Source organism: Pseudomonas sp. NPDC047961, assembly GCF_050272435.1.
Lineage (GTDB): Bacteria > Pseudomonadota > Gammaproteobacteria > Pseudomonadales > Pseudomonadaceae > Stutzerimonas.
Window position 1 is genome coordinate 335,041 of record NZ_JBNNMD010000001.1, and the last position, 21,742, is coordinate 356,782.

The window sequence follows — 21,742 nt, forward strand, 5'->3', positions numbered from 1 at the left end:
GCTGCCGGCCTGCATGACTCGGCCACTCTGTGGAAATGGCCAGGCTGGAGCCCGCTTTACTTATGTGTTTCTGGAGTTCGCATGTCGTTGTCCGGTGGGCTGATCGCGCTGGTCGCCCTCACTTATATGGCCGTGCTGTTTGCCATTGCCTTCTACGGGGATCGCAACCGCAGCCAGTTGTCGCCGCGGGTTCGTGCCTGGGTTTATAGCCTGTCGCTGGCGGTCTACTGCACCAGCTGGACCTTCTTCGGCGCGGTCGGCCAGGCGGCTGAACAACTCTGGGCCTTCTTGCCGATCTACCTTGGTCCGATTCTGCTGATGCTGCTGGCGCCGCAGGTCATCCAGAAGATGATCATGATCAGCAAGCAGGAAAATATCACTTCGATTGCGGACTTCATCGCCGCGCGCTATGGCAAATCGCAACCGCTGGCGGTGGTGGTGACACTCATCTGCCTCGTCGGCGTGCTGCCCTACATTGCGCTGCAGCTCAAGGGCATCGTCCTCGGCGTGAACCTGCTGGTGGGCAACGAGGGCGAGGCCGCGGCCGGCTCCGGTGCGCAGGACACGGCGCTGATCGTATCGATGGTGCTGGCGCTGTTCACCATTCTGTTCGGCACCCGAAACCTGGACGTGACCGAGCACCACCGCGGCATGGTCCTGGCCATCGCTTTCGAGTCGTTGGTCAAACTGTTTGCCTTCCTCGCGATCGGTGCCTTCGTCACCTTTGGTCTGTTTGATGGGTTTGGCGACCTGTTCAACCGGGCCCACGACGCCCCCGAACTCTCGGAGTTCTGGCAGGAAACGGTGAACTGGCCAGCCATGATGGTGCAGACCACCGTGGCGCTGATGGCCATCGTTTGCCTGCCACGCCAGTTCCACGTGACGGTGGTGGAAAACATCGAGCCGCACGATTTTCGCCTGGCCCGCTGGGTGTTCCCGTTGTACCTGGTACTGGCCGCCGTGTTCGTCATCCCGATCGCCCTGGCTGGCCAGCTGCTGTTACCCAGCGGCGTCAGCCCGGACTCCTTCGTGATCAGCCTGCCACTGGCCGAGTCCCATCCTGCCCTGGCGCTGCTGGCGTTCATTGGCGGCGCGTCGGCCGCGACCGGCATGGTAATCGTGGCCAGCGTGGCGCTGTCGACCATGGTGTCCAACGACATGCTGCTGCCCTGGTTGTTGCGTCGCAAGGAAGCCGAGCAACCTTTCGAAGTGTTCCGCCACTGGATGCTCTCGGTGCGCCGGATCAGCATCGTCGCGATCCTGCTGCTGGCCTATGTCAGCTATCGCCTGCTGGGCTCCAGCGCGAGCCTGGCGACCATTGGCCAGATCGCCTTTGCCGCGCTCACGCAGTTGGCCCCGGCCATGGTCGGCGCGCTGTATTGGAAGCAGGCTAACCGCCGCGGTGTGTTTGCTGGCCTCACCGCAGGCGGACTGATCTGGCTGTACACGCTGATTCTGCCGCTGCTCGGCTGGCCGCTGGAAATGTTTCCTGGCCTGCAGTGGATGTACACAACCGATCTGCCATTCAATACCAGCGCGTTGACACTTGGCGTCACCCTGTCGCTGGTGGGCAACGCGACGCTGTTTTTCTGGGTGTCAATCCTGTCGCAGACACGTGTCGCCGAACACTGGCAGGCCAGCCGGTTCATCGGACAGGAAATCCACCCCACGGCCAGCAGCCGCCGGCTGCTGGCCGTGCAGGTCGAGGATCTGCTCCTGCTGGCCTCACGTTTCGTCGGCGCCGAGCGCGCCGAACTCAGCTTCCAGCGCTTTGCCCGGCGCCACGGCCATGATTACTCACCCCGACAGCAGGCCGACGGTCAATGGATCGCCCATACCGAGCGATTGTTGGCCGGTGTGCTGGGCGCCTCGTCCACTCGCGCCGTGGTCAAGGCCGCGCTGGAAGGTCGCGACATGCAGGTCGATGATGTGGTGCGCATTGTCGGTGAAGCATCGGAAGTGCTGCAGTTCAACCGCGCGCTGCTGCAGGGCGCGATCGAGAACATCACCCAGGGCATCAGCGTGGTCGACCAGTCGCTACGGCTGGTGGCGTGGAACCACCGCTACTTGGAAATGTTCGAGTACCCGGACGGGCTGGTCTACATTGGCCGGCCCATCGCCGACATCATCCGCTACAACGCCGAGCGCGGGCTTTGCGGCCCTGGCGACCCGGACACCCACGTAGCCAAGCGGCTGTACTGGATGCGCCAGGGGCGCGCGCACACCTCGGAGCGCACCTTCCCTAACGGCCGGGTGGTCGAACTGATCGGTAACCCCATGCCGGGCGGCGGCTTCGTCATGAGTTTCAGTGACATCACCGCCTACCGCGACGCCGAACGCGCCCTCAAGGATGCCAACGAAGGCCTCGAACAGCGCGTCAGCGAGCGCACCCACGAATTGTCCAAACTGAACAAGGCGCTGACGGCCGCCAAGAGCGCGGCCGAGGCAGCCAGCCAATCGAAGACGCGTTTCCTTGCCGCGGTCAGCCATGACCTGATGCAGCCACTGAATGCGGCGCGACTGTTTTCCGCCGCCCTGTCACACCAACACGATGCGCTGCCAGCGGAAGCGCGGGATCTGGTTCGGCATCTGGACAGCTCTTTGCGCTCGGCCGAAGACCTGATCTCCGACCTGCTCGATATCTCGCGCCTGGAAAATGGTCGCATCACCCCCGACCGCAACCCCTTCCCGCTTGCGACCCTGTTCGACACGCTGACCACGGAGTTCACCATGCTCGCCGCCGAGCAAGGCGTCGATTTCAGGGTGCATGGCAGCCGACTGCGGGTCGACAGCGACATCCGCCTGCTGCGCCGGGTGCTGCAGAACTTCCTCACCAATGCCTTCCGCTACGCCAAAGGTCGCGTGGTGCTAGGAGTGCGTCGTCAGGGCTCCTCCTTGCGTCTCGAAGTCTGGGACCACGGCCCAGGCATCGCCGAAGACAAGCTGCGAGTGATCTTCGAAGAGTTCAAACGGCTGGACAGCCATCAGACCCGCGCCGAGAAAGGCCTGGGACTGGGGCTGGCGATAGCGGACGGCTTCTGTCAGGTCCTCAACCATCCGCTGGCGGTGCGCTCCTGGCCCGGCAAAGGAAGTGTATTCAGCGTGACGGTACCGATCGCCAGCCAGGTGCTCCGACAGGTCACCAGCAATGGCAATGGCGAAGCGCAGCAAACCGCTCTGACCGGCATCCAGGTGCTGTGCATCGACAACGAAGACAGCATTCTGGTGGGCATGAACAGCCTGTTGTCGCGCTGGGGTTGCCAGGTCTGGACGGCCAGTAACCGGGCCGAATGCGAGGCACTGCTGCGTGAGGACGTGCGCCCACAACTGGTGCTGGTCGACTACCACCTGGATCACGGTGAGACCGGCTCGGAGCTGATGGCCTGGCTGCGCACCCGCCTCGGCGAGCCGGTGCCCGGAGTGGTGATAAGTGCAGACGGACGTCCGGAGCTGATCGCGGCGATCCATGCGGCGGGGCTGGACTTTCTCGCCAAACCGGTCAAGCCGGCAGCGTTGCGCGCACTGATGAGCCGCCACGTTCCGCTGCATTGACGTTGCGTTGCGTCAACGCAAACCGCGGCCGCAGCGAGACGGCTAGACTGGACTCATTAGAAGTTGCCGACGGCCTTTGCCCATGACCCTCGAATTATTGTTGAACCTGGCAACCGCTCTCGGCGTGGGCCTACTGATCGGTACAGAACGCAGCTGGAGCGGCGGTGACAGAGACGGCCAGGAGATGGCCGGCATCCGCACCTTCGGCCTTGCCGGGCTGTTCGGCGGCCTGGCTGCGTTGAGCGCCAGTCATTTCGGTACGCCCGCCTGGATCGCGATGTTCGTCGTGCTGGCCCTGCTGACGATCGCCGGCTACGTGATCGAGTCCCGCACCAATACCGATCGTGGCATGACCACCGAGATGGCGCTGCTGCTGACCTTCCTGCTTGGCAGCCTGGCCGTGGCCGAAAGTCGCTTGCTGGCCGCCGCTGTGGCGGTCGTGGTGGCATTGCTGTTGAGCCTGAAAGCGCGACTGCACGGTGCGCTGCACAAGCTAAACGAAGCGGAACTGAGCGGCGTGCTAAAGCTGTTGTTCATTTCCGTGGTGCTGCTGCCCGCACTGCCGAACCAGGGGTATGGGCCCTGGCAGGCGTTCAACCCCTATACCACCTGGTGGATGGTGGTGCTGATTGCCGGTATCGGCTTTGCTGCCTATGTCGCCATCCGTCTGCTGGGCACCCGCCACGGATTGATGATCACCGCACTGCTGGGCGGCATCGTTTCCTCTACGGCGATGACCATCACCCTCGCCCGCCTGGACTCGGGGAAAATGCGCCACGCTCTGGCCGCGGGCCTGCTGGCAACCTCGGCGCTGATGTTCCCGCGGGTACTGCTGGAAGTTGGGGTGATCAATAGGACGTTGCTGCCGGCCTTGCTCGCGCCAATGCTGACGGCCGGCCTGATCTACGCCGCCGGCGCCTTGTTCTACTACTTGCGCGCCGGTCAGCAGCCCGACAACGCCGCCGAGCCACCGTTGAAGAACCCGTTCGAACTGGGTCCGGCGCTGCGTTTTGCCGGCCTGCTCGTACTCATCCTGTTCCTTGTCGAAGCCGCGCAAAGGGGACTGGGCGACGCGGGGGTCTATCTGATTGCCCTGCTGTCCGGGCTGACCGATGTGGATGCAATCACCCTGTCGCTGGCCAACAGCGCCCGGACCGATCTGGCTGAACAGGTCGCGGTGCGTGGCATCTTTCTCGCGGCGCTGAGCAACAGTCTGGTCAAAGGAGGCCTGATCGTCTTTATTGGCGGCCGCGCTCTGGCGATGCTGACCCTACCGTTCATGTTCAGCGGCCTGCTGGCCGGGCTGGCGGTGCTGTGGCTGCTGTGACGCTAAATGCGCGCGCTACTCCTCAGCTTCTAGCGGCAGCTCGGCCCCGGCACGCTCGAGCCAATCGGCCGGCAGCCGCTTACTCGCCCGCGCGCCCAACAGTTTGAGCTGTTCGGCGCGGCTTACCAGATTGCCGCGACCATCGGTGAGTTTGTTACGCGCGCCGAGATAGGCCTTGTCCAGTTGCTGCAGACGACTGCCGATCTCGTCCAGATCCTGGATGAACGCGGCAAATTTGTCGTACAGCCCCCCTGCACGCTCGGCGATCTCACGAGCATTCTGGCTTTGCCGCTCTTGGCGCCAGAGGCTGTCGATCACCCTTAGCGTCGCCAGCAGGGTGGTCGGGCTGACGATCACAATGTGCTTGCTGTAGGCATCCTGAAACAGCTCGGGGTCGGCTTGTAGCGCCGCTGCGAACGCCGCTTCGATGGGCACGAAAAGCAGGACGAAATCCAGGCTCTGCAGCCCTTCGAGGCGCTGGTAGTCCTTGAGTGACAAGCCTTTCAGGTGATTACGCAACGACAGGACGTGCTGCTTGAGGGCTAGCGCGCGGCTGCCCTCGTCTTCGGCGCAGATCAGTGCCTGGTAGGCGGTGAGGCTGACCTTGGCGTCCACCACCACTTGCTTGTCGCCGGGCAGCTGGATCAACACGTCAGGCTGGAAGCGCTCGCCATCGGCGCTCTTGAGACTGACCTGGGTGTGGTATTCGCGGCCCTTTTCAAGCCCGGCATGCTCGAGCACCCGCTCGAGGATCAGCTCGCCCCAGTTACCTTGGGTCTTCTGCCCCTGCAGGGCGCGGGTCAGGTTGGTTGCTTCGTCGCCGAGGCGCTGGTTGAGCTGTTGCAGTCGTTCAAGCTCCTTGGCCAGAGAAAAACGCTCGCGCGCCTCGTTCTGGTAGCTCTCCTCGACGCGCTTCTCGAACGACTGGATGCGTTCCTTAAGCGGATCAAGCAGCTGGCCAAGACGCTCGTGACTGGTCTCGGCAAAACGCTGCTCGCGCTCTTCGAAGATCTTGCCTGCCAGCTCGGCAAACTGCGCACGCAGCTCATCGCGGGCGCCCTGGAGATCTTCCAGACGCTGCTCATGGGTTTTCTGCTGTTCGTTCAGCTCGGCTGTGACCGCAGCGTGAGCGGCGCTCAGTGCGCGCAGCTCTGCTTGCTGCGCATCGCGCTCGGCCTGCAGATCGTCGAGCGCTTCTCGGCTTTCCAACCGTTGGGCCTGCAGCCATTCGGTTTCTCGTCGCAAGACAGCGGCTTCGGACTGAAGCGCTGCGCGGGCTTCATGAAGATCGGCCTGCTCCTGGCGACTGGTTTCCAGTTGCGCGCCGAGGCCTTCCTGCGCCATGACCGCCTGGCTCAGCCGCTCGTCGAGCAACGACAGCTCCGCCTGCTGCAGGGTCAAGCGCCGTTGCAGCGACCACGTAACAATGGCGAGCAATAAACAGAGGGCACCGAGGCCGGCTGCAAGATAGAGAGGATCGAGGGGCATGAACGGCTCCGGCTGAACTGCGCGGCAGTATAGCCAGCCAGCCCGTGCAGGTCAGGCCGGCCCGTCTGCGACGCCGGATCTAGCGCTTGGCCGGAAGCAGCAAGAGGATCCGCGAGGCTTCGGTCGAACCTTGTGCAGCCGCCTGTTCGAGCCAGTGGCGTGCTTTGGACAGCTCGCGGTGCTGAACCTGACAGTACAGCTGACCAAGCTCGAGCTGAGCCTGACGGTCGCCGGCCCGTGCTGCCTGGCGCAGCAGTTCGAAACCGATGCGACGATCACGCTGGCTGTCGCAGTCGTGGCAGAGCAACCGTCCCAGGCGGCTCTGCGCTTCAACCACACCTTCGAGTGCCGGCTGCTTGAGCATCCGACCGGCGATGCGTTTGACACTCTTGGTCTGTCCTAGACGCTGGCTGTCCAGCAGCCACAACGCCATGCGCATCGGCAGGCGTGGAGAAGATGAAGTGCTCTCGAGCGAGCTCGAGGCGAGTGGACGCGTTCTCATGGTCACCGAATGGTTCGGGGGGACAAGGGCGCGCACTCTACTCCTTTTTTCACAGAGTTAAAGTCTTGCAAAAATTCGAAATACACGATCTGGATCACACAATTATTTAATCCACAGAAGCTGTGGATAACTCTGTGGGCAAACAGGTTACAAATTCCCCTAGCGCCTGTGGTTAGCGGGTTGCAGTTAAACTGGCGGTTTTTTCGCCAATGTAAAAAACCTTTATTTTTCAGTATGTTATTCCCGATATAAGCTTCCGCTTGATTTGCGACAGATTGTCATAAGCGCTTGACAAGGCCCAACAGCGAATGTGCACAAGTTTGGCGCAACCTTCTCAAAACGCCTGCATGGGCGCGTCCCTCCAGCGTTTCGCGGCATGGCAAGGAACTTTCCGTTCCCAGTTCGGTCTCGACGACTTCGCTTCGTAAGCCGGTCGCAAGCGCGCAGCGACCAGCCTATGCTTACGCATCGATTTTCAGCGGAACGGGTCATGACGAAGCGGCAGACAATCCTCGTCTGGGCGGTTGCCGGCATGGCTCTGCTCGTTCTGGGGTTTGGGTTTTACGGTGGCTTCCGCTGGCAGCAACTCAAGCGCGACCTCGGAATCGTCACGCTCGACGTGAGCGGAATGCGCCTGACGCTCGACCATTTTGCCGTGCGGCAAATGGTCCTCATCCGGCAGCCATCAGCCGACGAACGGCTCGCAGTGACACTCGACAATCTGCGCCTCGACTTTGCAGACGGTTGGCGACTGCTGCCGCTTCGGTCACTGAGCATCGAGCGCCTCGACGCCCAATGGCGGCCCGCTGCCAGCAACAACGACGACAACCAGCCCCTCTCTTTACCCGATCCTGAGCAACTGAACGATTGGTCGGCGTGGCTGCCCCGACGAGGACAGATCGCTTCGCTGGACTTGACTGTGCCCTGTGCAAGCGGAACCTGCCGGGCCCAGGGGCGACTTGGCTGGCAGCTTGGCGGGGAGGAGCTGCTTCCCGCCACCCTCGACCTGCAGTTGGACCACCAGCCGCATCGCCTGGCCTTGGCGCTGCACGCGTATGAACAAGACAGCGACACCCATCTGGACTTCGGTCTGCACCTGGACGGCCAGCAGCGCTTGACCATGCAAAACCAACTGACTGCCCAGACCGGTTCGACGCTCTGGCGCGGTACATTGGCCATGAACGAGTTGCCGGAAGCACCGTGGCTGTTGGCCTGGTTGAATGAATGGCTGGCCTATACGCCGCCGGTGTTGCCGACATTACCCGAGCAGATGCGGATCGGCGCCGGCTGGGCACTGCAACTTGACACGCAAACCCTGGCGGGGGATTGGCAGGCACTGAATGGCGAGCTGCGATTATCGGCAAATCTACCGGCGCCCTGGCCCGTGGTCGGGCTTGGCCAGCTACAGGGTCAGCTGGACTTGAGCCTTCTCGCCGATAACGGCCTGTGGATACCAACCGAGCTGGCCGGCGATGTCGCCCTGCAGCCGGCCGCGGATCTGTTCGCGGCATTGCCAGCACAACTGCGCCCCAGTGCCGTAAGTCTCAAAATCATACCGACAGAGACTGACGAAGCGACTCAGGCCCTGCCTTTGAGCGTGCATCTGTCTGCCAGCGGCCCCTCGCCTGTGACGCTGGATACGCGTCTCGTACTGGCAACCGCTGCGCCCTACGCGGCGACCTTCGACCAAACCCAGCTCAAGCTGCGCAGCCCGACGATGACAGAGGCGGACTTCAGCTTGCAGGGGCTCGACGCAGACCTGCGGCTGAGCGGGCGGGTTTCGCAGCAGGACGCCACCATTCGCTTCGACAAAAACTCAAGGCTGCGAGTAGATAGCCTGTCAGCCGCGTCAGGCCTGACCGTCAGCCAGCTGATGCTGCAGCTGGCGGGGGCCAAGGTGGAGGCTGGTTTTGCCGAGGGTGAGCTTCGACGCCTGGCGATCACCGGCAAGCCCGCTGTAGCGGCCAGTGAAGTAAAGCAGCCGGCCTTGCGTCCGCAGGGCTGGCGCTGGAGCGGCACGCTCAATGCGGACCTATCGCAGGCCTCCCTCGACGGCCCGCTGGGCAACGATGGCGGCCTCAGCCTGCCGGTGGCGCTGAGCCACACCTGGGCCAACAGCGCGACTCGCCTCAACGTCACCCTGCCTGAGCTGTTCCTGCGCGCCGGCAACCCACTGGCCGCGACTTTCGCCGACTGGCCGCCGTTGCTGGAGCTGAATAACGGACGCCTGCAAGGGCAGGCGCAACTCAACCTGCCAGGCAGCGGCCCACTCGCAGCGTCGGCCAAGCTCAGCGCCAAGGGGCTCGGCGGCATTTACGATCGCACCGAATTGAGCGGGCTCGACGTAGAGATTTCGGCCGCGCTACGGCGCGATCAGCTGCGGTTGGACGTGACGGAACTGACCCTGCGCGAGGCCAATCCGGGCTTCACGTTCGGCCCATTGCGCTTCGCCGGTGAATACGCAGGCCCGCTCGACAACCTCGATCAGGGCCGCCTGGCCTGGAGTATCGCCGAGGTGCGGCTGCTGGGCGGACGGCTATGGCTGGAACCGGGTATGGCTGACCTTGGGGCGGGCACGCAGCAGTTGAAAGCTCACCTGCGTGGGCTGCAACTGCCGTTATTGCTCGAAGCCTATCCCGCCGAAGGGCTATCCGGAACAGGCGTGATCGATGGCGAGCTGCAGCTGCAGCGCAGTGAAGCCGGAATCAGTATCGAACAGGGCTCGCTGCAGGCACGCGAACCTGGCGGCGCGCTGCAATTCCGTTCACCGAAAATCCAGGCATTGGGCCAAGCCAACCCGGCGATGCGCCTGGTCACCGAGGCGCTGGATGACTTCCACTACGATCTGCTCGCCAGCGATGTGCACTATGCCGCCGACGGCACACTCGATCTGGGCCTCAAGCTGCACGGGCGCAACCCCGCGCTGGAAGGCGGCCGCCCTATCAATTTTTCAATCAACCTCGAGGAAGACATTCCCGCCCTGCTAACCAGCCTCCAATTGTCTGATCGTGTCAGCGAAACCATTCAACGGCGCGTGCAGGAGCGCCTCAGATGAGGCAATGTAGCGGCGACTTCGATCTGGAGAACACCGTCATGCGGTTGTGCCATCCCATCAGCATTCTGGCGCTGGCCCTGCTGGCCACTGCCTGTACCCCACGCGTTGAGCTGGCCGTGCCCAACGAGCCGATCAACATCAACCTCAACGTAAAAATCGAGCACGAGATCTACATCAAGGTCGACAAGCAACTCGATTCGATCATCAACGAAGACAGCGGTCTGTTCTGAGGAGCCTTATGAAGACCTATCTGAAACTCGGAACCCTGCTTGTGGCGCTGTGCCTTGCGCTGCCGGCTGCTGCCATGTCGCTCAACGAGGCCATGTCCGCGCTCGGCCAGGCCAAGGCCAGCGGTCAGCTCGGCGAGAAACCCGACGGCTATCTCGGCATCGTGCAGAGCGGCGGGCAAGCCGAAGAAATCGCCAGTCAGATCAACCAGGCCCGACGCGCCGAGTACTATCGCTTGGCGCAGAAGAACGGCATCGGCGTCGCAGACGTGGAAGCCATTGCCGGTAAGAAGGCCATCGAAAAAACCCCGCCCGGCCAGATCATCCTGCTAAACGGCAGCTGGGTTAAGAAGTAAGTGAAGCATTCGCGGGGGGCACTCGCTCCCCGCTTGATCCTCAAAACCAAGTCGAGACCGTCAGCGAACCGAACTGGTCATGATTGGCCTGGCCATTGAATTCACGTGTTCGCCAGACCCTGGCAAAGGCCAGCTGCCAGCTATTCCAGGTGAGCGCGATACCGGCCTTTGCATCGCCCACCCACTCGTTCGGGTCCACTGAGTGACTGCTTTTCCAGGTGTTACCCTCAAGCAGCATGTTCTGCGCCATATAGCGCCCTTCGACATCGGCGAAAAGACTCCAGGCGAAGCCGCCGCCCTGATCGAAGAACATGCTGCCGCTCTGTGCCGGCGCCACTGCCGGAATGCTGAAACTGCGCTCTAGTCGCTGCCCGATGCGCAACCCGAACCCCGCAGAGCCATAGGTGTAGAGATTGCCTAGCGCAAAGCCGGCGCTCGGACCGTACTCGAACTCCAGACCGCCAAGGCGCTGCTGACCCCACCAGCGGTAGTGGTACGCAAGGTTGACGAAGGGTTCGTTGCGCAATTGGTTGTCCCAGCCGCGCGGCTCGTCACTGTTGGTGATTTCGTGGACCCGGCGCTGAATCTTTTTACCCCCAGCTGCCGGGCCGACGATCCCGACATCCAGATGCAGACCGCTGGTGCCGCGCCAACCTTCATGCTGATCATTCGAGAAAATCGACATGCCAGCAAACAACAGCGCGGCGTAGGGACGGTCGTCCTCGATCAGCTGAGCTCGAGTTATATCGTCCGGCGTGTAAAGCTGATGTCCCAGCCGATAGGCGACGTTATCAACCTGATCGGCACTCCAGCCCGGCATCGCCTCGGCGAAACGCCGCGACCAGTGATCGGCGCCAGGCTCGAACGAACGCATCAATTCGAAACCGTTGGTGTAGTGCCCATCGTCAGAAGCAAACACATCGTTTTCGATTTTCAGCGAGTAGAGGTCCGCCTGGCTCACCAGCGGTGTACAGGAAATGACGACGGCGAGGGACACGCGAGTGCGCAGCTGCGAAATGGCCATAGCCCGACTCCTTGGTTACATGCAGAGAAGTATGTATCAGGATGTTAGAGCCGGGTTGCGGTGCAACGTTCAGCGTGACTGCGGCGCACGAACATGAGTGCGCCGGCAGGCCTGCCCATCGCTAACAGCCATCAGGTCCCGATGATGCCGCCATCATCCTTGGTAATAAGCACTGTCGAGGCCCGGGGACGCGTCTTGCCATCGCTGGCCGGGAAGCTCAGCTCGGGGTGCTGCACGTTGATCCACATGGCGCGGTAGTCCGGGCTCCAGGTGATGCCAGTGATCTCGCAGCCACGAGGGCCGACCAGAAAGCGCCGCACCTCGCGGGTGCGCGGGTCAGCACAGAGCAGCTGATTGGTGCCCATGGCCTGCATCGCGGGCTCGTCGTCGCCGTAGTCGGTCTCAATCCACAGCCGGCCAGCGTTATCGAAGGCCAGCCCATCGGGCGAGGAAAAGATATCCCCGTTGATGGTGCCGGTGAGGTTGGCCGGTACTGGCTCACCCTCTGCATGCTTGGCGCCGGGCTGCTCGCCAGCCAGCAGGAGGACTTCCCAAGTGAAGGCGGTCGCGGTGGGGTCGGCGCCCGCTTCGCTCCAGCGCAGAATTTGGCCGTGCAGGTTCACGGGACGCGGATTGGCCTTGTCGGTGGGCCACTTGATGCCGCGGTTGTCGTTGTTGGTCAGGGTTACATAGACCTCGCGACTGCGCGGGTGCACGGCCACCCACTCTGGCCGGTCCATGGGCGTCGCGCCCACATGGTCGCCAGCGGCGCGGGCGTTGAGCAACACTTCAGCCTGGTCGGCGAAACCGTTCTCGGCGGTCAGGCCGCTCTGTCCGTGGACCAGCGCCAGCCACTCGCCGCTGCCATCGGCGTTGAACCGCGCCACGTATAACGTGCCATCGTCCAGTAGTCGCCGGTTGGCCTGATCATCACCCGCTACATAACGGCCGCTTGGAACGAATTTGTAGACGTATTCGCCCTTGGTGTCGTCGCCGGAATAGAAGGCCATGCGGCCGTCGTCACCCAGCGAAAGAACGGAACACTCGCGGCAGTAGCGACCGAACGCGGTGCGCTTGACCGGCTTGCTCGCTGGGTCGAAGGGATCGACCTCGACCACCCAGCCGAAACGGTTCGGCTCATGTACGTGGCCACCGTGAGGTTGCGTCGGGTCCGGTGTGGCGTTGAAGCGGGCGTCGGCGGTTTCCCAGCCGTAGAGTTTGCTCAGGCCTTTGCCTTCGATGCCATAGCGCTTGTGCGACACGCGCTTGGCCATATCTTCGGCGTCATGGTTGACGAAGTAGTTGTGCCAGTTCTCCTCGCACACCAGATAGGTGCCCCAGGGCGTGAAGCCGCTGGAACAGTTGTTCAGCGTGCCGATGATTTCGCGGCCGCTGGGGTCGGAAGCGGTCTTCAGCGCGTCGTTGCCGGCCAGCGGGCCGCCCACCGCCATCGGCGTCATGCCCGAGATGCGCCGGTTGTAGCGCGACGGCATGACCCGTTGCCATTGGCCCTGTGCATCCTTTTTCACTTCGATGACGCTGACGCCATGAGCTGCCTGCTCTTTGCGCACCTCATCCAGCGGGCGCTTGCCGTCGGTAAACGTCATGCCGTTAGGATGCAGCGGCGGGTTGACGTACTCGTGGTTCATCACCAGCAGGCCGTGGCTGTCCGGATTTTCCGGGAAGGGAAAGAAATGCATGCCGTCATGGTTGTCGCCCGCCTGCTTGAGCTGGGCCTGCCAATCATCGGTGGCGTCCGGATTCCACTCCGGAGCGTCCGCCATGACGGCATCACCCCAGGAAAAGAACGTCCGCGCGCTGTAGCCCGGTGCAACCTGCACGCTGTCGAACGCTGGGTCTAGCTGCGTGGGGATGCCCTTGAAGCCGATCAGCGACTCAGACTGTACGGCGCTACGACAGGCGCCCAGACTGCCGCCAAGAAAGCCCAGTGCGGCAAGGCCCATCCCGCCCTTGAGCAGGTTGCGTCGGCTGTGATCGACGAGCTGCTCCAACGAGACGTTAACGCTCGGGTTGATCGCCTGATCATCGAGCGCGGAAAGGTTGGCGTGAAAGCTTTGGAAATCCTGTTTCATCATTAACTCGTTAAGCAAATGGGTCTGGTCCGCATCACTGAATGCGGTAATGAAAGGTGTTTTTGACCTCGGGAACGGTCACGGCGCGTCCGTCGATGATCCGAGGTTGGTAGCGAAAACTTTTAGCAGCCGTAAGTGACGGTCGGATAAACAGCGGGTGGCAGTCTTCCAGCGCTTTCGGGTTTTCGATCCGCCCCTGTGGGTTGACCGAATAACTGACGGTGCAGGTGCCCTCGATGCCCTTGTCCAGCGCACGCGTTGGGTAGTCAGGTGCATCCTTGGCGATGGGCAGGTACTGCCGACTGGCAGCCGCTGCGGCTTCGGCTTGGCGCGCGCGTTCTGCAGCGGCCGCCGCTTCGGCACGTGCCGCCTGTTGGCGCTGTTGTTCCTCACGAGCCAGCTGCTCGCGGCGCTGGGCTTCGCGCTGCTGCCGCTCGACTTCGATGCGTTCCTGCCGTTCGCGCTCCAGCTGCTCTTTGCGCTGCTGCTTGGCTCGTTGCTGCTCTTTGACGCGCGCCTCCTCTGCCTGTCGCTCCTGCTCGGCGCGCTTGTAGGCCAGATCGGCCTGTTCCAGGCGCTGCTGTTCGATCTGCGGATCGACCTGCGGTTCCTCGATGACCGTCTCCACCAGCGGCTCCGGGACGGGTGTCGGCTCGGGCTCAATCACAGCCTCCGCCGCCGGCTTGGGAGTCGGCAGGCTGATCAGTTGGGTCTTGAGCACTTGAGTCTGGCTCGGAGCACTCAGCTCGGGCGTCCAGCCATGCAGCAACAGACCGAACACGCCAGCGTGCAGCGCCAGGGTGACCGCCGCAGCACCGGCATGGCTGCGCCACTGCGGACGCGCTACCGGGAAGCTCGTTGGTAGCGTCATGGTCAGGCTGCTCATGGCGTAGGCTGCCCAGGTGGCGCCTCGGTAATCAGACCGAGGTTCACCACCCCGCCGCGCTGCAGCTCGGCGATCCCGGCCACCACGCGGCCATAGTCCGCAGCATCATCAGCGCGTACGTAGACCTGGGTATCGCCGCGCTCGGCGATGATCGCGGCGACCTTCTCGCGCATTTCCCCGAGGTCGATGGCGCTGTCCGTCTGGTCCTCGGCATTCAGCTCGGTGCCCAGGTGCCAGTAGAAGCCGCCGTCGGCCTTCACCGAGAGGGTCAGGATCTGCCGCTCATTCTCCGTGGGCAGCGCCTCGGCGGCGACCTTGGGCAATTCGATCTTCACGCCCTGCACCAGCATCGGCGCGGTCACCATGAAGATCACCAGCAGCACCAGCATCACATCGATGTAGGGCACCACATTCATTTCGGCTTTGGGGCCGTGTTTACGCTGCGGTTTGACCGGCATGGCGAAGCTCCTTCAGGCAGCAGCGGCGACGCTGGGCGAGCCGGCATGCAGGCGACGATGCAGGCGCGCCTGCAGCTCGTTGGCGAAGCTGTAATAACGCCCGCTCAGGGTCTGGCCGCGGGCGGAAAAGCGGTTGTAGGCCATCACCGCGGGGATAGCCGCAAACAGGCCGATGGCCGTGGCGATCAGCGCTTCCGCAATGCCCGGAGCAACGGTGGAGAGAGTCGCCTGCTGCACCATGGACAGACCAAGGAAGGAATTCATGATCCCCCACACCGTACCGAACAGCCCGATATAGGGGCTGACCGAACCGACCGTGGCGAGGAACTGCAAACCGCCTTCCAAACGCTCTTCCTGCTCGGAAATGGCGACATAGAGGCTGCGCTCCACCCCCTCGATCACCGCATCCGGCGCAATGCCCGGCTGGCGCTGGAGCTGGCTGAATTCCTGATAACCGGCGAGAAAGATGTGCTGCAGGGCCGCCTCCCGGGGCAGCGGCTGATCACTGCCCTCGCGATACAGCTGCGTCAGTTCCGCGCCGCTACGAAAGCGCTGCAGGAAGGTTTTCAAAAGGCGTTCGCTGCGGCGCAAGGCCGCGCCCCGCTGGATGATGAGGTACCAACTGGCAATCGAGGCCAGCACCAGAATCACCATCACCAGTTGCACCACCAGGCTGGCCTCGCTGACCAGGCCCCAGACCGACATATGTTCACTTTGCATCTGTATTTCCTCCGGCCGCCCCGTGGGACGGCACTCGTTGGATCGCTTCGGGCAACGCTTCGATTGCGGGCGTTACCAGAGGGGGTTATGCCGACCGGGCTCAGTCCAGCCCTAGCGCGTCAGCAACCGCTGCCCACGGCAGGTATTTGTAGTTCTGAGCGCCTTCGGGCATGCGTTTGCGGCCGTCCTGCACCACCAGCATGCCGCGGCTCCAGATACCGCCGAGGTTGGCCGAAGTGACCTCCAGCCCATCGGTCTCCGATGCGCCATCGATGCCGCGCTCGGCATTCAAACCAACGCGGAATGCGCCGCGAACGGCGTAAGGCGCGGCGGCATCCAGTACCAGATAGCTGTCGTTACCCTGGCTCGAGATGACCAGGTAATCGGCCTTCGCACCCTGGTAGAGCGCCAGCCCCTCGACGTCGTCATGCAACGCGCCGCCGACACCGATGACCTTTTCCAGCTTCGCCGGGGCATCGCCACGGGCATCCAGTGTCCAGACCGCCTCGTCCTCCTCACCGACGAAGAGCCGCTGGGTGCGGTCATCGGCCACGCATCCCTCGGGTTGACTGGCGACCTTGAACTGCCGCACCAGCTCACCACGCGGCGAGCCGCTGGAACCATCCAGGCGGTACTGCAGAAAGGTGCCGTCCTTGTCGTTGGCGATCGCATGGATAGCGCCCCGGCGATCCTTGAACATGCACAGGCCATAGATTTCGGAGATCGGCGTGGCGATCTGGCCGATGTCGCTCAACTGCCCGCTCGTTGGATCGATGGCGAACAGGTGCAGGCTGTTGTGATCCCGATTGCTGGCCACGGCGAGGTCAACCTGCTTGCCGCCGAGAACAAAGCCAGTGCGCACGTCCACGTTGTTCAACCGCCCGACGGGCAGGTACTGGAGCTGCTTGCCGGTCAGGTCGTACACGCCGAGCCCGCCCTTCTTGTCGGTGCCCAGCACACGGCTTCTGGCGCGGTCGCTTGCGTTGACCCAGATCGCAGGGTCGTCGGCAGCATCGCCCAGGTGCGGCACCGGATCGGTCTGAGCCTGAGCCGGCAGCATCGGAATGACAGGCGTCGCGGTGGGCGTTGGAGGCTGCCAATCCAGACGGGCCGCGTGGGCACCACGCTCATCGGTCAGCAGCAGCTCGAGGCCTCGCTCGGTCAATCGGGCGCTGATCTGCTCAGGCTCGTCGAAGCCTTCGAGCGGTATTACCGAATGGCTACGCCAGCTGTCGGCGTCTCGCCTATAGAGGTGCAGCGCGCCAGCTTCCGGGTCCAGCGCCAGCAATCCGCCGGGCACCAATGCCATGCCGGCAGTTGCTTCGGCGATACCACCGAACGGCTGGACGATGTCTACGGGTTGGCGTACGAGTGGTGCTTCCGCATCTGCCGCGTAACGCCAAAGGCCCACGCCTTCTTCGTTGACGATCAGCTCGCCGGTTTGATCATCCACCTGGCAGTAGCCGCTTTCCGGCGGCAGGCTCAGGCCGCGTACGCGCTGCGGCGTCGCAAGTGGGCGCATGTCGGCGGCGACCAGCCACTGCTCGCCGATACCCTCTTCACCGACCAAAAACAGGAAGCTGTTGCGCGCCGCGTCGCGGAACAAGCACAGCCCCTCGATGGCGAAATCCGTTCGCGGGATGTACAGCGGCTGGCTCCAGCGATGCTCGCGGTCAAGCCCTAGCAACACGGCCTGCTGTCGCTTGCGGTCGAGGGTGGCGATCAGCATGCCCTGCCTGCCTACGCGATGATCCAGGCCTTCAAAGCGGCCTTTGAAATCGCTGATCACTGCGCCCTTGGCGTCGAGTATCTGCAGCCCGCGCGAATCCGGTCGAACGACCAGTCGCGACGCATTTGGCCAGAAATCTGTATTGGCGATCAGCTGAGCGCTCACGGCTTCCAGCGGTGCGGCATCCACGATGCTCAGGGTCGGCGCCGGCTGCTTGCCGGAGTCGACGCCCGCTCCGGACTGACAGGCCGCAAGCGCAATGCAGAGGCTCAGCAGCATGGGTTTATGCAAAGTCATGTACATGGTTTTTCCAATCAGCAGCCGCTGACCGCCACCATTCCGAAAAGGGGAACAGAGCAGAGGCGGGGCGGCGAATAAGTCGAAGTTGGTCAGAAGTGCGTCAGGGTCAGGCCAAGCTTGTAGGTCGGGCCGTATTCCTCGTACTGGGCGTTGAAGTTGCTGCGCCCGGTGTAGACGAAGTAGGACTCGTCCGTGAGGTTCAACGCCTCGAGCGTCACCTGCAGGTTCGGCGTGATGAAGTAGCCTGCCTTGAAGTCCACGAACAGCTGATCGTCTGCGTAGAGATCGTGGGCTTCATCGTCGATACCGGCCACTTCGGCCAGGTACTCGGATTTGTAGTTGGCCGCCAGACGCATGTTGAACACGTCATTCTCCCAACCGACCATGAGGTTGCCGACGCTATTGGAGTGGTTTGGCAGGTCGATGCTGCGACTGCTGCCCTGCCCTTCGATCTCTGCATCGGATTTGCTGAAGGTGGCGTTGGCGCCCAGCAGCACGCCATTCCAAGGTGCCGGTAGCCAGTTCAGCTTCTGCGAATAGGCCAACTCGACACCATAGAGTTTGGCGCTGCTGCCGTTCTCGAAGCTCAGCGCTTCGTCGAATCCAGTCCATTGGCCCGTGCCGGCCAGATCGGTGTTGTAGATGAAGTTGTCGATGTCCTTGTAAAACAGATAGGCCGACACAGCGCCCGCGCGGCCCATGTAGTGCTCGATGCCGAGGTCGTAGTTCATCGACTCCAGTGGCTTGAGGTCAGGGTTGCCAAACTCCGCATCTTCGCCATCGATGACGAAGCCAGGCGCCAGCTGCTCGAACGTCGGGCGCACCACGGTATTGGTCCAGGCCGCCCGAACGAAGGTATCGGGCGTCAGCTCATAGCGCGCATGCAAGCCCGGCAGCCAATGTTCATAACGGTTGTCGCTGGATACGGCTTCGAACTCACCGTCGCGCAGGCCGGTGCCCTTGGCGCTGAACTCGGTGCCCTCATAGCGCAGGCCGGCGATGATGCGCCACTTGTACAAGTCCAGGGTGTTCATGAAATACGCCGCGTTGATGTCTTCGCTCATGTCGAAGTCGCCGATGCGCGACTCCTCTTGATCGTAGAACTCGCTCGCATCGAGGCCGCCAATCAGGCCCTCCAGGCCGCCGGCGCTGATGCCCGAACCGAAGCCGTCCAGCGCGTAGTCGACCTTGCCGCTCTGGAAGTCGGCCAAGGTCAGGTCGTCAAAATCGTCGTAGGCCCAGATCTCGGCGTCGTTGGTCTTGTCGCGCCGGCTGAGCTTGCCACCGAACTTGAGCTGAGAGGCATAGCCCTGGATGTCGTAATCACGGGCCAGATCCAGACGGATGTTTTTCTCTTTGTCGCGCGCATCAGTCTTCTCCCACTCCACCTCGTCGAGTTCGAAGCTCGCAGGATCGTAGAAAGACGGGTCGACGGTCAGGCGCGGTTTGCTGGTGCTGGAGAAACCGACGTCAGCGAAGTCACCCTCGAACGTCGCGCTGGAAATGCCGCCCGGGTTGCGCTCGCGGGCCTCGCTGTAGCCGACCTGACCACTGAGGGTCCAGAGGCCCATCATGCGGTCGCCGCCGAACACATAGGACTGAATGGTCTGGGTTTCCTCGCGGGATTTCAGCTCACGCCAGCCCTCGGCATCGCCCAGCTCGCCGGCCCGTTGCGCATCTTCGAACTCGACCCCGGCTGCGTTGCGGGTCTCGGTGTCCTTGAAGCGGCTGTACAGCGTGCGCAGGTAATAGCTGCTGAAGTCGTCCGGCTGGTAATCGAAGTTCAGACCAAAGCCGGTGCGCTCGCGGGTGATCTCGTAGTCGCGCTGCTCGAACTCTTCCAGCCGGGCGCCGTCTTCGAAATCCCATGCGCCGCCGGTTTCCACGTTATCCGAGCCGAAGTCGCGATCCTGCCAACTCAGCGCCGCGGCCACGCCGAAGTTGTCGACGCCACCGCCCAGGCTGAAGCGGTTACTGATGGCACCGGAAAATTTGGGGCTGGTCTCGCCGACGTTCTCGTCGTAGCTGGCTTCGGTACTGAGGCTGTAGAACAGGCCGTCGTGGTCGAACGCCGACAGGCTCTCCACCTCGATGGTGCCGCCCAGGGAGTTGGCGTCCATGTCCGGCGTGAGGGTCTTGACCACTGAAAGCGACTGCACCAGTTCCGAAGGCAGCACATCCAGCGCCACGGCGCGGCGGCCGCTTTCCGGCGAGGGCACCAGGGTGCCGTTGATGGTGACGCTGTTCAGGTCCGGCGCGATGCCGCGCACGCTGACGAAGCGGCCTTCGCCCTGGTCGCGCTCGACCGACAGGCCAGGGATTCGCTGCAAGGCTTCGGCGGCGTTGTCATCGGGCAGCTGGCCGATTCCATCGGCATGAACGACGCTTTTCACGCTGTCGGAGCTGCGCTGTTCCCTCAATGCTTCGTCGATGCTGACGGCCTGGCCGATCACCTCGACGTGCTCCATGACAAGCGGCTCCTCTGCCCAGGCCGAACCGGCGCTGACGGCCAGGGCTAGCAGGCTGATGCGGAACCCTGCATGACGGATGCCGCTGCGGTATGTGCTCATGAACAATCCCCCGAACGCTGTTTACCGGGTCCATCCCGGAACTGGAGCGGACGGTAGGGTCGGGATATGGCGGTTCTGTGACAGGGGTTTTTGCTGGGGCGCCAGAGAGGGGTTATTGGGGTGGCTTGGGGTATGAGGTGAGCCGATATGACCCGCCTCCGGCTCGGACGCAACGCTCAACCCGTAGGGTGGGCTTTAGCCCACCACAAGCACATCGCGACTCCGTCACGGTGGGCTGAAGCCCACCCTACGCCGCTGATATGACCTGTTCTGCTGATCGGCGGTGAAGCATTGGTGGGAGCGCGGTTCGTGCCGCTGCACGTTTCGGCATGATTCGGAACGCTGGTTTCGACCTGTTGGGCGAAACCAAGCCCCCAAACAACTCGTAAACAGACCTAGCGCCAATACCAATGCAGCGCTGCCTTCAAACCAATCAAAAAAAACCATTGAGCCAATTCAACCCCCACCCCATTCATCCAACCGTCACATCCATCTGTTTCCGTGCCCTCACGCACTGGCGCGGCTCGCCACGGAGACCCGATGAAATCCCTGATCAAGCTCCACACCCTCACCCTGCTCGGCCTCGCTTTCGCGGCTAACGCCGGTCTGCAGATCTATCTCGCGACCGGCCAGATCAAAACCTGGGCGGAGATCAACTGGATGGACGTCGCCGGCGAAGGCGGCTCGGCCGTGCTGTCCCTCGCCTGGCTGATCATGCTGTTGCACAGCCGCCCAGCGGGTCGGGTAACGCGGCTACTCGCGCTGGGGCTTTGCTGCGTGTTCTTTTCCTGGTGGATGGACACGCTGGACGAGTTCATCCAGCTGCCGGAGCTGGCCGTCTGGGACAATTGGCTGGAGACCGCGCCGATGCCCATCGGCCTGCTGCTGTTGACGCTGGGCATCTATCACCTCAACCAAGAACAGCGTGCCATCAGCCAGCAGATGAGCAAGCGTGAGAAAGGATTCCGCGAGCACCGCCTGTTCGACAAGCTGACCCCATTGGGCGCCGCGGAATACTTGCGCCAGCAGGTGCAGCTGGCGCTCGGTCACGCCCAGGCGGAACAGCAGCCACTGTCACTGGTGGTCGTGGATCTGGACGATTTCAACACAATCAATCAGCACTACGGCCAGGCAGAGGGGGATGCGGTTTTGCAGGCCATGGCGCAGCTGCTGCTGCTCAATCTGCGCCGTCAGGATCTACTCTGCCGCTTGGCCGGGGATCGATTCGTGGCGGTGTTGCCAAACACGGGTGAGACCCAGGCCCGAATGATCGCAGATGAACTGCAACAGGCCGTGGCCAGCCTGGCGCACAAAACAGCACAGCACGGCGAACGGGTACACCTCCGTGCAAGCACAGGGACCGTGATGGCGTTCGACGAGGATGCTGAACAGCTGCTCAAGCGCCTGAATTTGAACCTGGCCAAAACCAAGCAGCAGCTGCCGCGCTGCGCCTGA

15 protein-coding genes are annotated in these 21,742 nt (G+C 62.8%); 6 read left to right on the forward strand and 9 right to left on the reverse strand.

The window, feature by feature from the left end:
- Positions 1 to 81: 81 nt before the first annotated feature.
- Both ACQKIK_RS01555 and ACQKIK_RS01560 read left to right on the forward strand, forming a co-directional pair.
- Positions 82 to 3,552, forward strand: a complete 3,471-nt coding sequence (locus ACQKIK_RS01555; RefSeq protein ID WP_046161893.1) for a hybrid sensor histidine kinase/response regulator — start codon at positions 82 to 84, stop codon at positions 3,550 to 3,552.
- Between the two features lie 82 nt (positions 3,553 to 3,634).
- A complete protein-coding gene (locus tag ACQKIK_RS01560; RefSeq protein ID WP_241530713.1) occupies positions 3,635 to 4,879 on the forward strand; it encodes an MgtC/SapB family protein in 1,245 nt (414 codons plus the stop codon).
- A gap of 15 nt (positions 4,880 to 4,894) precedes the next feature.
- On the opposite strand, the gene ACQKIK_RS01565 is transcribed toward ACQKIK_RS01560, so the two are convergent.
- Entirely contained in the window at positions 4,895 to 6,367 is a 1,473-nt protein-coding gene (locus tag ACQKIK_RS01565; RefSeq protein ID WP_499134531.1) for a DNA recombination protein RmuC, read from the reverse strand.
- Between the two features lie 79 nt (positions 6,368 to 6,446).
- Complete coding sequence (locus tag ACQKIK_RS01570; RefSeq protein WP_045431990.1) at positions 6,447 to 6,800, reverse strand: tetratricopeptide repeat protein; 354 nt, start codon at positions 6,798 to 6,800, stop codon at positions 6,447 to 6,449.
- A gap of 559 nt (positions 6,801 to 7,359) precedes the next feature.
- Between ACQKIK_RS01570 and ACQKIK_RS01575 the strand changes: the two genes are divergently transcribed.
- From ACQKIK_RS01575 to ACQKIK_RS01585, 3 genes are read left to right on the forward strand one after another with little or no spacing between them, the layout of a single operon-like run.
- Positions 7,360 to 9,924, forward strand: coding sequence for an intermembrane phospholipid transport YdbH family protein (locus ACQKIK_RS01575; protein WP_499134532.1), 2,565 nt, complete (start codon positions 7,360 to 7,362; stop codon positions 9,922 to 9,924).
- A gap of 38 nt (positions 9,925 to 9,962) precedes the next feature.
- Positions 9,963 to 10,154, forward strand: a complete 192-nt coding sequence (locus ACQKIK_RS01580) for a YnbE family lipoprotein (RefSeq protein ID WP_045431992.1) — start codon at positions 9,963 to 9,965, stop codon at positions 10,152 to 10,154.
- An 8-nt stretch (positions 10,155 to 10,162) separates the two neighbouring features.
- Positions 10,163 to 10,507 (forward strand): YdbL family probable chaperone protein, encoded by a 345-nt coding sequence (locus ACQKIK_RS01585; protein WP_046161897.1) that lies wholly within the window; start codon positions 10,163 to 10,165, stop codon positions 10,505 to 10,507.
- Positions 10,508 to 10,547: 40 nt separating this feature from the next.
- Here ACQKIK_RS01585 and ACQKIK_RS01590 read toward each other — a convergent pair whose 3' ends face one another.
- From ACQKIK_RS01590 to ACQKIK_RS01620, 7 genes are all read right to left on the reverse strand, one after another.
- The gene (locus tag ACQKIK_RS01590) at positions 10,548 to 11,531 is read right to left on the reverse strand and encodes a lipid A deacylase LpxR family protein (protein ID WP_499134533.1); all 984 of its coding nucleotides are present in this window, start codon (positions 11,529 to 11,531) and stop codon (positions 10,548 to 10,550) included.
- 131 nt (positions 11,532 to 11,662) lie between these two features.
- A complete protein-coding gene (locus tag ACQKIK_RS01595; protein WP_499134534.1) occupies positions 11,663 to 13,624 on the reverse strand; it encodes a PhoX family protein in 1,962 nt (653 codons plus the stop codon).
- 34 nt (positions 13,625 to 13,658) lie between these two features.
- On the reverse strand, positions 13,659 to 14,510 hold the full coding sequence (locus ACQKIK_RS01600) for an energy transducer TonB (RefSeq protein ID WP_499134536.1): 852 nt from the start codon (positions 14,508 to 14,510) through the stop codon (positions 13,659 to 13,661).
- A complete protein-coding gene (gene tolR, locus ACQKIK_RS01605) occupies positions 14,507 to 14,968 on the reverse strand; it encodes a protein TolR (protein ID WP_499134537.1) in 462 nt (153 codons plus the stop codon). The genes ACQKIK_RS01600 and tolR overlap by 4 nt, the downstream gene beginning before the upstream one ends.
- 12 nt (positions 14,969 to 14,980) lie before the next feature.
- A complete protein-coding gene (gene tolQ / locus ACQKIK_RS01610) occupies positions 14,981 to 15,694 on the reverse strand; it encodes a protein TolQ (RefSeq protein WP_499135167.1) in 714 nt (237 codons plus the stop codon).
- Positions 15,695 to 15,788: 94 nt separating this feature from the next.
- On the reverse strand, positions 15,789 to 17,720 hold the full coding sequence (locus tag ACQKIK_RS01615) for a phytase (protein WP_499134538.1): 1,932 nt from the start codon (positions 17,718 to 17,720) through the stop codon (positions 15,789 to 15,791).
- An 86-nt stretch (positions 17,721 to 17,806) separates the two neighbouring features.
- Positions 17,807 to 20,287: a TonB-dependent receptor gene (locus ACQKIK_RS01620; protein ID WP_499134539.1), complete on the reverse strand. Its 2,481-nt coding sequence runs from the start codon at positions 20,285 to 20,287 to the stop codon at positions 17,807 to 17,809.
- Positions 20,288 to 20,827: 540 nt separating this feature from the next.
- Here ACQKIK_RS01620 and ACQKIK_RS01625 point away from each other — a divergent pair.
- The gene (locus ACQKIK_RS01625) at positions 20,828 to 21,742 is read left to right on the forward strand and encodes a GGDEF domain-containing protein (RefSeq protein WP_499134541.1); all 915 of its coding nucleotides are present in this window, start codon (positions 20,828 to 20,830) and stop codon (positions 21,740 to 21,742) included.